Source organism: Desulfonatronum zhilinae, assembly GCF_900182865.1.
GTDB lineage: Bacteria > Desulfobacterota > Desulfovibrionia > Desulfovibrionales > Desulfonatronaceae > Desulfonatronum > Desulfonatronum lacustre.
The window spans coordinates 1-10,457 of record NZ_FXUJ01000043.1 but is presented as its reverse complement, the minus strand read 5'-3'; the positions used below and the strand labels follow the sequence as shown (position 1 = coordinate 10,457).

Annotated in this window: 11 protein-coding genes; all 11 read left to right on the top strand. The window is 49.9% G+C overall.

What is annotated here, in order from left to right; translation table 11 throughout:
- The coding region (locus AC559A_RS18170) for a type II secretion system F family protein (protein ID WP_498819110.1) at positions 1–1,331 on the top strand (1,331 nt) is incomplete at its 5' end.
- Between the two features lie 338 nt (positions 1,332–1,669).
- Positions 1,670–2,062 carry a type IV pilin protein gene (locus AC559A_RS18165; protein WP_498819109.1) on the top strand — a complete coding sequence of 131 codons (393 nt, stop codon included), beginning with the start codon at positions 1,670–1,672 and terminating at the stop codon, positions 2,060–2,062.
- Positions 2,063–2,485: 423 nt separating this feature from the next.
- Complete coding sequence (locus AC559A_RS18160) at positions 2,486–3,931, top strand: hypothetical protein (RefSeq protein ID WP_498819108.1); 1,446 nt, start codon at positions 2,486–2,488, stop codon at positions 3,929–3,931.
- A 508-nt stretch (positions 3,932–4,439) separates the two neighbouring features.
- The gene (locus tag AC559A_RS18155; protein ID WP_498819107.1) at positions 4,440–4,799 is read left to right on the top strand and encodes a type II toxin-antitoxin system HicB family antitoxin; all 360 of its coding nucleotides are present in this window, start codon (positions 4,440–4,442) and stop codon (positions 4,797–4,799) included.
- 174 nt (positions 4,800–4,973) lie between these two features.
- Positions 4,974–5,552: a hypothetical protein gene (locus AC559A_RS18150; RefSeq protein ID WP_498819106.1), complete on the top strand. Its 579-nt coding sequence runs from the start codon at positions 4,974–4,976 to the stop codon at positions 5,550–5,552.
- A 247-nt stretch (positions 5,553–5,799) separates the two neighbouring features.
- Positions 5,800–6,378, top strand: a complete 579-nt coding sequence (locus tag AC559A_RS18145; protein ID WP_498819105.1) for a hypothetical protein — start codon at positions 5,800–5,802, stop codon at positions 6,376–6,378.
- Between the two features lie 165 nt (positions 6,379–6,543).
- Positions 6,544–6,705, top strand: coding sequence for a hypothetical protein (locus AC559A_RS18140; protein WP_498819104.1), 162 nt, complete (start codon positions 6,544–6,546; stop codon positions 6,703–6,705).
- Positions 6,706–6,744: 39 nt separating this feature from the next.
- Entirely contained in the window at positions 6,745–7,218 is a 474-nt protein-coding gene (locus AC559A_RS18135; protein ID WP_498819103.1) for a prepilin-type N-terminal cleavage/methylation domain-containing protein, read from the top strand.
- Positions 7,215–7,676 carry a type II secretion system protein gene (locus tag AC559A_RS18130; protein WP_498819102.1) on the top strand — a complete coding sequence of 154 codons (462 nt, stop codon included), beginning with the start codon at positions 7,215–7,217 and terminating at the stop codon, positions 7,674–7,676. The genes AC559A_RS18135 and AC559A_RS18130 overlap by 4 nt, the downstream gene beginning before the upstream one ends.
- A 4-nt stretch (positions 7,677–7,680) precedes the next feature.
- Positions 7,681–8,211, top strand: coding sequence for a PilW family protein (locus AC559A_RS18125; protein WP_498819101.1), 531 nt, complete (start codon positions 7,681–7,683; stop codon positions 8,209–8,211).
- A gap of 25 nt (positions 8,212–8,236) precedes the next feature.
- Positions 8,237–10,180 (top strand): DUF7305 domain-containing protein, encoded by a 1,944-nt coding sequence (locus AC559A_RS18120; protein ID WP_498819100.1) that lies wholly within the window; start codon positions 8,237–8,239, stop codon positions 10,178–10,180.
- Positions 10,181–10,457 lie beyond the last annotated feature (277 nt).

The window sequence follows — 10,457 nt, the reverse complement described above, 5'->3', positions numbered from 1 at the left end:
AAAAATTTCTTCAGCAAACATGGCAAGCCCTCCTGCGGAGAGGGCTACCTAAACAGATTGTGGTCAGTCAATTCCACATTAAACGTCGAAGAACCTCATTTTTTTTCACCATGCCCCACTATCGCTACGAAGCCCTGACGGAAACCGGCGCCCGGATCACCGGGACCATTGAGGCCGACTCCGAGGATCAGGCCAAGACCCGTATCGCGGCCCAGGGCAACTTCCCGACGTCCGTACGCCAGGATTCCTCGGCCGGGCCCGGAGGCGAGAGCAGGACCAGGAGTCTGTTCGCGGCCAAGGTCAAGCCCGAGGATATGATCCTGTTCACCAAGCAGATGCGCACCATGCTGGACGCCGGGATCTCGGTGATCAACCTGCTGGAAATCCTCCAGGCCCAGGTGGAGAACCCATCGCTGAAGCGCGCCCTCGTGGCGATCCGTGAAGACCTGCGCCAGGGCGCGTCCATTTTCGCGGCCATGAGCCGCCACCCGAAAATCTTCTCCAAACTTTACTGCTCCATGATCCGGGCCGGAGAGATCAGCGGCACCCTGTCCCAGGTCCTGGAGCGACTGATCTTTCTCATCGACCACGAACACAAGGTCCGCAAGAAGATCAAGGCCGCCCTGACCTATCCGGTCATCGTCCTGGTCACCCTGTTCGGGGCCTTCCTGTTCCTGCTGACCTTCGTCATCCCGCAGTTCGTGGGCATTTTCCAGTCCGCGAACATCGAGCTGCCCCTGCCCACCAGAATCTGCATCGCCATGTACGACGGCCTGACAAATTATTGGCACGTCCTTCTGGGCGGCCTGATCGGCCTGATCGTCGGCGTGATTCTCTCCTACCGCACGACACGCGGCAAACTCTTCTGGCACGCCCTGTTCCTGAAAATCCCCCTCATCGGCCCGGTCCTGCAAAAGGCGGCCATGTCCCGCTTCGCCAGCATCTTCGCCCTGCTCCAAAGCAGTGGCGTCACGGTCCTGGAATCCATGGGCATTCTCAGCGAGGTCATCGGCAACGCGGCCATTGCCAGGGAGTTCGACAACCTCCAGGATAAACTCCGCGAAGGCCGCGGCATCTCCGGCCCCCTGCGCACGTCCGACAAGTTCACGCCCATGATCGTCAGCATGATCGCCGTGGGCGAGGAAAGCGGGAACCTGGACGAAATGCTGACCGTGGTCTCCGCCCACTACGACTACGAAGTGGACTACGCCGTAGGCCGAATGTCCGAAATGATCACCCCCATCCTGACCCTGCTCCTGGCCGCCGTGGTCGGCTTCTTCGCGCTGGCCATCTTCATGCCGATGTGGGATTTGACGAAGATGGTGCGATAAAATCGAAGGTTTCATCATCGTTCCCACGCTCCGCGTGGGAACGAAGCGTATCCCAGCATTCCAGCATCCCAGCATTCCCCAATCCCAGCATTCCCCCCAGACAACCCTCAAAAAAAAATCGCCAAAACCTTGACACACCTCCAGTCACGACCTACAGAGTGAGTCATCAATATCTCACAAACGCACTGCCACCCCCGCCCAATCCCAACGCCAATTCTCAACAAACACCGGACAAACCCCTTCCAACCCAACAATTGGCACACGAATCGCATAAAAACTCGAAAAGCGGAAACGCGGGAGTCGTCGCGTTGGAACAGATAAACTTTGCGGAGGAACTCATGGAAAGGAAAAATATGAACAACGCCGGCCAGGGCGGTTTTACGTTGATCGAACTGATCGCGGTGATTGTTATTTTGGGGATTTTGGCGGCGGTGGCGGTGCCGAGGTATGTTGATCTTCAAGTGCAAGCAAGGGAAGCAGCAGCAGGTGGAGCATGTGCTGCGATGAATTCAACAATATCTTTGAATTTTGCAGAACAAATTGTACAAGGAATATCATCTTCAGCTGCTGCTGATACAGCTTGTGGACAAGCAAAATCCATCTCTGGAGGCTGGAATATTGATGTGACTACACCATGCACAAATTCAGTAAAAGTAGGAAGTGCTACAATAACAAGGGATGGAGAATGGGATTCTTCACTTCCTTGTAATATTTATTCGCCAATTCCATAATTTTTATTTATTTTGATTTTAAAAATTATAAGCCATTGCTTTTATATGCAATGGCTTATTTTTTTATTCAGTATAAACAATCATCTTTTAAAGACTAAACAACAAGCTGTAAGCTGTTTGGTATTTCTCAGCATACTGAAAGACTAGCTTAAATCAGCAGATTTTGCAGCCGATTTGTACGTTTTTTGAATAGCCATATAGATTGCTCGTTTACGGAAACCAGGATTTTAAAGCGAAAAATTGAACTTGATAGACTCCAATCGATTGTCAACGACAATTTCACCTCTATCGACCAATCTTGCCGCAATAAAATACAAGCGAACCAAACTGCCAACTGAAAACTACTGGGGTAACGCCTGAAGTTTTATCCGTATCCTGTTTCGAATAAACAATTCAAAAATATTAATATATAAATCAATCTTTATGAAAATATTACGTCCTTATTCTTCACAGAAAATATTTCGCAGCACAATATTGACAATTTGTTTAGCAAACTTCATTATTATATTCTTGCAAATAATGGGAACAGGCTATTTCCCTTCGGACGACGCCCTCCGTCACGTCGCTAAAGTCATTTCAGGCAAAGACTGGGCACATATTCTGGTCACCCGCCCAGAAATCACCATGGACAGCCATCCCGGCTGGCATGTCATCCTTGAGAGTTTTCACGCGATCACCGGCGCGAACCAGCTGGCCCTGCTCAACTTCAGCGTTATCTTCTTGTTCCTGACGTTCACCCTTCCCGCTGTATTTTACTTCCGACGCAACGAGGCCTGGATCGCCGCCCTGGCTCTGTCCTCCATTTTCTTTTTCAGTCCGATTCACCGCTTGTTCTACGGAAGACCCTACATCGCCAGCATGATTCTCATCCTGCTCTTCTGCTTTTTGTGGGAACGAATCAGAGACAACGACAAGCCGTGGCTGGAACTGGGCGTCTTGGCCCTGGGCACGGCCCTTGCCACCTGGATTCATGGGACATGGTACCTGTTCGCCCTGCCCCTGTTCGCCTTGATCCTGGCCAGGCAGTGGCGGGTTTTTATTCTGGCTTCCGGTGCGGTCGGCGCGGGCGTGATCCTGGGCGCAACATTCACTGGCGCACCCTTGGCATTCCTGCATCAAATGTTGTTTCACGCGGTTGAGGCATTCGGAAAACATCATTTTCAGCGTCAACTGGTTACCGAATTTCAGCCGTTCGGCGGTGAGGCTTCTGTTTTCATACTCGTCGGAGGCCTGCTCCTCTGGCGCTGGGCCAGGGGCGAATGGGAAACACGTACCGTCGACAACCCAATATTTTACTTGATTGCCATCGGATGGACCATGGGGTTCATCGCTTCCCGCTTCTGGTCCGACTGGGCTTGGCCGGCTCTTGCTTTTTGGACGGCACGGGAAATACAAGCCGCTCTTGAGTACTATATTGAAGAGTTCAGCTTGAAGCGCCTTCTCATCGCCGGAGCATTCTGTCTCGTTCTTTTCCTGGCCGTGACCAATGATCGAGGCAGCCGTTGGTCCGGTTCCGTCAGTGAATGGCCGAGCATGACGAACGAGGATCATCGCCCATGGCTGCCCGATGAAGGCGGCATCCTCTACAACGACAATATGCGACTGTTCTACGAGGTATTTTATCAGAATCCCCACGGCCCCTGGCGCTACACCTTAGGCTTCGAGCCCATCTGGATGCCTGCAGACAATTTGGAGACATACCGCCATATCCAGCTCACACGCGGCAAGGATAACAGCTACGTCCCCTGGGTGGACAAAATGAGCGACAAGGACCGCATGGTGCTGATCCGCACATCAAAACCAACCATCCCCGGCCTGGAATGGCATGAGGTGACTCCCACGATCTGGAGTGGAAGGTTAAGCAATTGACAGGGGAGAACGGAATCCGACTTTTTCCTCTTGCTCCCACGCTCCGCGTGGGAGCATTCCGACGGCCGCTCCCGCGGCCACAGTGGACGCGGAGCGTCCGGGGCTGCGTTCCCACGCGGAGCGTGGGAACGATTTTGGGAACGATTTTGACGGCATGTTCAAGAGTTCAAGAAATCCCTGACGCAAGGCTTCGCAACGACACCATTTCTCTTTGACAGTAAGCAAGGGTGCGCCTTGACTGCTGGCTGTAACTGGATATAGTGACAAGTAGATGGCCAAACAAAAAAAGCTGCTGGCGCATGCCATAAACAATCCACAGGGAGTAACCTTTTCGGAGTTCCAAACTCTTTTGCGGCAGTCTGGGTGGGTGCTTGACCACCAGAAAGGCAGCCATCAAATATGGTACTCCCGGGCGGCAAACGTTTGCCGATTCAGGAAGGAAGAAGCGGAAAGGCGAAAGGGTACCAGGTAAAGCAGTTTCTCAATACATTCCAGGAGGACACGGAAAGTGAAAACTGATCAATTTGAAGGATATACTGTCAACGTATTCCTGGATGACGATGGCGACTACCTCGCGCATTTTGTCGAGCTGCCGAGCATATCCGCTTTTGGGGAGACGCCGGAAAAGGCACTGCGGGAACTGAAAACAGCCTGGGAAGGCGTCAAGGAAAGTTGCCTGAAGCACGGTGATCCGATCCCGATCGCACCAGCCCGCAAGGAGTATTCGGGCCGCTTTAATGTCCGCATTGACCGTCGCATCCATCAATCTTTGGCTGTTGAAGCCGCAAAAGCAGGTGTCTCGCTCAATTCCCTGGTCGCCCAGAAACTCTCCAACGCCGCAACCGGTTTTTCAGTCAACCAGGCTTGAGAGTTTTATCCATGGATAACATGCTGAAAGAATAGAGAATATATAACAACGGGGCACACGGGGAGCACTGGGAAAAGATTCAAGACTGCCCCCCCCATGCCTTCCCCGTGCCCCCCCGTGTCCAATTTTTTGCTTCGCAACGACTCTTGAAGTCTCAACCCTTTTGACATACGTTTGGCCCTCATCAAGTCACCAAAAGAGACTGCCAATATGAGCGAAGTCCACAACTCCTCGGAAAAATCCGGCGACATGGTCATTAACGAAAAGACCATCGAAGCCCTCATCGTCCGGTTCATCCCCACATCGCAATATTTTGAGAAACGCTTCGACCATCTCGAAGACAAGTTTGATTACAAATTCGATATATTGAACGACAAGTTCAAGCAGCTTGAAACATCGCAACAAGCGCTGAAGGTCGATATGGACAGGCGCTTCGAGCAGGTGGAAAGCTCGCAGCAAGCATTGAAAGCCGAGATGAACAGGCGCTTCGAGCAGGTGGATAAGCGCTTCGAGCAGATGGAAAACTCGCAGCAAGCTTTGAAAGCCGAGATGAACAAGCGCTTCGAACAGGTGGATCAGCGCTTCCAGCAGGTGGATGCCAAGCTGGATAAAATCATCGAGCGCATCGACAAGCGAATCGACGAGGGACTGCGTGAGAATCGCGCCCAGTCATTCCGGCTGTTCACCTTTGCCATGACCTTCTCAGCCATTTCCATGGTCGGCATGCTTGGAAGGCTGTTCAATGTGTTCTGAGGATGCGCTAAAACCTCGCAAAGCATCAATCGCAAACTCCCACTTTACTCCAGCCAGTATCCATCCCCTGCTCCCACGCTCTGCGTGGAAGCATTCCGGCGGCCGCTCCAGCGGCCACAGTGGACGCGGAGCGTCCGGGACCGCGTTCCCACGCGGAGCGTGGGAACGATTTTGACGGCATGTTCAAGAAATCCTTGACGGAAGTCTTCACAACGACTCTTGAAGTCTCAACCCTTTTGACATACGTTTGGCCCTCATCAAGTCACCAAAAGAGACTGCCAATATGAGCGAAGTCCACAACTCCTCGGAAAAATCCGGCGACATGGTCATTAACGAAAAGACCATCGAAGCCCTCATCGTCCGGTTCATCCCCACATCGCAATATTTTGAAAAACGCTTCGACCACCTCGAAGACAAGTTTGATTACAAATTCGATATATTGAACGACAAGTTCAAGCAGCTTGAAACATCGCAACAAGCGCTGAAGGTCGATATGGACAGGCGCTTCGAGCAGGTGGAAAGCTCGCAGCAAGCATTGAAAGCCGAGATGAACAGGCGCTTCGAACAGGTGGACAAGCGTTTTGAGCAGGTGGATAACTCGCAGCAAGCTTTGAAAGCCGAGATGAACAAGCGTTTTGAGCAGGTGGATAAGCGCTTCGAGCAGGTGGATGCCAAGCTGGATAAAATCATCGAGCGCATCGACAAGCGAATCGACGAGGGACTGCGTGAGAATCGCGCCCAGTCATTCCGGCTGTTCACCTTTGCCATGACCTTCTCAGCCATTTCCATGGTCGGCATGCTTGGAAGGCTGTTCAACGTATTCTGAGCCGACGCGGGGAATATCTCACGCCTCAAAGCATCCAAGGCCCGCCGGCCCCGATCATCAATGATCGGGGCCAAATCTTCAGCCTTCAAGGACACGGCGATCAAATAACAGCTCTACGAGGAATTCGGGGTATCCGAATACCTCCTGTTCTTTCCGGACCTGGACTTGGCGGAGCGCTACGTCCTGGACAAAGGGCGCTACCAAATGCCGGAGCGCTTCAACTGGGACGAAACCTTCGAATTGCGCACGTTTCCCGTCACGTTCAACTCGTGGGAAAATTTTGAACGGGAACGCCCCGAAACCCAGCCGCAACCCGTGCGGGAGTGAGAATTGACGATTTAAAAGACTCGCCTCCCCCCAATAATCATGAAACCACCTCCCTCCCCCCCTCATACCAGGCCGACGCCCGTATCCTCCGGCTTCACCCTGATGGAAGTGATCGTCGTGATCATTCTTCTGGGCATTCTGGCCGTGGTGGCGGTTGTTCGGTTTTCCGGCACGGACGCCGAGGATGTTGCCGCGGCCAATACGCTCAAGACGCATCTACGGTATGCGCAGATTCGAGCCATGGCGGATGTCGTCTATTGGGGGATAGAGATTGAGACAAGCAACAAGTATGTCCTGATCAGGGAGGCCGGTGACGTTCCGAACTTACCAGGAGAGAGCGAACCTTATTTGGAGAATATTCCGGCAAATATTAGCCCCCTGGCGACCTTCAGGTTCAGCCCGGGCCGCGGCCAGCCGATTGATGCCGGTGGTAATGTAATTGGGAATGATCAAACCATATCCGTCGGCACCCAAGCCATCACCATCACCCAGGAAACCGGATTCATCCCATGACCCGCTCTCTCCACCGTCATTCTTCCGGCTTCACTCTGCTTGAGCTGATCGTCACCATCGTCATGTTCGGCTTTCTGGCCGCCATGCTCGCCCCGTTCATCGGGTCGGCGTTGACCAGAAGTTCGGACCCGATTTTTCGTCTGGACCAGAGTCTGAAGGTCAACGCCTGTATGGCTGAGTTGGTTGCCGAATGCGGTGTCGAGGCGGCGCTGGAAGATTTGGAAGCTGTAGAAGAATGCGTGAAAAACTTTTCCAACGCTTGCCTTGACGATCACGGACTTGAATTGGAACACTACTGCTTGAGATTCGTTCTGATCAATGACGTGTACGAGGAAAACAAGGGCGATGACGACAACGGAGACTGCACGGACCCGGCTTTGCAAATTCTCAAGGTGGAAATGAGGAAGACGTCCGGTTCAATTGAAAAAGTAACGTATCTTTTTACCCCGGCGGACTAACCGTATGCCCCTGCTGACTCCTAAATCCAAATCGCGAGGGAAGCCCCTCAAAAAACTTGGCGTTTTGAAGCGACGCTGCAAAACATCCTCTCAACCATCCGGCTTCACACTCATCGAAATCATCGTCACGATTCTCCTTCTCGGCATCGTCGCCACCTTTGGCGGCTTCCTCCTGGTCAATGCCGTGCGCAGCTACACATTTGCCCAGGACAACGCGCATCTCTCTCAAAAAGCCCAAGTGACCATGACCAGAATAATGCGGGAATTGTCCCGTATCCAAGACGGTAAAGCCACATCCACATCGCCTAACAGCATAGAGGTCACGACATGCGACGACCCGGCCATGACCATGAATTTCGAGAGAAACGGCAATGAACTGCAACTCAACGGGGTAGCCCTGACGGACAGTGTCACAAGCTTTAACGTGACCTCCAACGGCAACGAACCGCCTTATACCATCGAACTCGTACTTACAGGTGAAAACGGAGCCAATTTACCCTTCAAGACTTCCATTACCCCGGAATCCTGTTCCTGAATCACCGCCTTCCCGGAGCTGATCCATGCGCCCCATTTCCCTTCGCGTCAAACAACTTGCCGCCACTCTCCTACATCGCCCCCCTTCCCAGCAACAAGGCGCATCCCTCATCTTCATTATCGCGGCCATACTCATCATGTCCGCCCTGGGCGTCGGCATCGTCCGCCTGACAACCACATCCACTTTCACCGAACTGACGCAGGATCCGTATCAGCAGGCACGTTATCTGGCGGAGTCTGGGTTGAATTATGCACTAAAAGAAGATGCAACGGATGGAAAATTTCTACTTTCAGACAATAGTTATTTCGTAGTTACGGATGAAAACAATGGTAAATACTCAGTAATCGGAACAGTTAATCCAAACAGCATGCTTGAAGCAAGCTACAAAGTTCTTGGATTAAAAAAGCTAAACAATTTTTCAATTTACACTCAAGAAGATATTACTCTAACAGGTTCCTCTAAAATATTTGGTCACGCAGGAACTAACGCTGGAACTGTTAGCCTCGGTTGGTCAACAGTAATCGATGGAGATGTCCATTTAGGACCATCGGCATCAATAAATTACCAGAATCCTGAATCATTAAAAGGAGAAATAATTAAAAATATCCAAGAACGTACTTTTTGTGTTTATTCGCAGCCAGTCTCTCCAACAAATTGCAATGACTTGCAAATCTCTTCTGATCAAACAATCTATTTAAACGACAATAATTGCTATAAAGATATTACAATTCAATCAAATGCGAATGTCATATTTAACGTCGGAAACGCCGACAAGGTAGTCACTGTTAGAAAATTTAACATAAACCAAGGACATATTAATATAAACGGCACTGGAAGGCTAATAGTTTATATTGAAGATAGTTTCAGCATGAGTGGCGATAGTACATTGAATAATAACGGGACTCCTGAAAATTTTATTTTATTTTATTCTGGAGATGAAAATATTCAAATGGCTTGGAATACAAAATATACTGGAGCGATGTATGCAATTAACTCACATGTTAGTCTAAAAGGAAGTTCTGAATTACGTGGCTACGTTGAATCTAAGTCTTTTTTGGGAGAAGGCGACATCAAACTTTACGCGCAATTCTTTAATTCTTTTTATGACTACTGCACACACCCAATACCAGAAATTGGATTTGACGAAACCGGTGATGGGAACCTTGATGACTACTGGAAATCCATTGGAGATACAGATGCTGAATACAGCAACGCTGGGCCAACAGATGACGGAGCAGTTCGTTTTAAAGGGGAATCTGGATTGCTCGGACTGGACTGGCATGAAAATGATACAATAAACTTAGATTTGAAGCGGATCAGAGCCGATTCCAATGGATTGCTGAGCTATGATATTCAAGTAAAAGTCAAGGTCAGAACTGCTGGACAAAAAGGAAAATTTTACATGATGGGTTTAAACTTTAGGCTTATAGCTAGTAATGATGGAATTGATAGTGGATATGGAGTATCTTTTTTTAAATACACACCAGAACAAAAACAGCAAGACATTCCAACATGGACTAATAATCTAATAAATTTTGACATTATCAAAGACGGAATACCTCGCTTAATTCTATGGAAAAAGCATAGTGGAGGCAATATTACGCTGATAGATTATGCAAACTTACCAAGCGATATGTTACATATGGATAAAGGGAACACTGAACTTAATGACTGGGCTACGATGGTTGTCAGAGTTGATGAAAAGTTTAAGCAACTTAGCATGGGGACCGAAAATCACATCGTCGCTTACATTCAAGACAAAAGCATCACCCCAAAAGGATCAAGAAACTGGAACTATTCAGATTATTTTCGTGCAGACTGGAACAAAAATGGAGAGAACGCGATTATTGACGATACCTTTGACTCAATTGGCATAGAAACTGGTCAAAACGAAATCGGCGTTCACTCATTTTATGACAGCGAAGCACAAAATGAACAGTTTTTTGCTGACTTTGGTTTGTCGATATAGACGGATGCGAAAAAACCGAACCAACAACGATCCTATTTTATACTGGCTTAGGCTGAAACGATGAAATTTTTCTTATGATGCCATTGGGGCCGCCCTTACAGGGCTATTTTTGTTTTACCATCATCACCCCAGGGCGTTGCCTTGGGCTAACATATGCCGCCCCCTTGGGGCTTCAGAAAAGGGGCTCTTCGACGTTGGACGTGGAATTGGCAATTCTCCCCTGTGGTACTATCTGTATTCGGAGTGAGTGGTTTTCGATCCCTGTTTTCCAGGAGAT

Coding starts and splice junctions, on each gene's coding strand:
- AC559A_RS18165 (WP_498819109.1), top strand. CDS start 1,670: ATGGAAAGGAAAAATATGAACAACGCCGGCCAGGGCGGTTTTACGTTG.
- AC559A_RS18135 (WP_498819103.1), top strand. CDS start 6,745: ATGAAACCACCTCCCTCCCCCCCTCATACCAGGCCGACGCCCGTATCC.
- AC559A_RS18130 (WP_498819102.1), top strand. CDS start 7,215: ATGACCCGCTCTCTCCACCGTCATTCTTCCGGCTTCACTCTGCTTGAG.
- AC559A_RS18160 (WP_498819108.1), top strand. CDS start 2,486: ATGAAAATATTACGTCCTTATTCTTCACAGAAAATATTTCGCAGCACA.
- AC559A_RS18120 (WP_498819100.1), top strand. CDS start 8,237: ATGCGCCCCATTTCCCTTCGCGTCAAACAACTTGCCGCCACTCTCCTA.
- AC559A_RS18125 (WP_498819101.1), top strand. CDS start 7,681: ATGCCCCTGCTGACTCCTAAATCCAAATCGCGAGGGAAGCCCCTCAAA.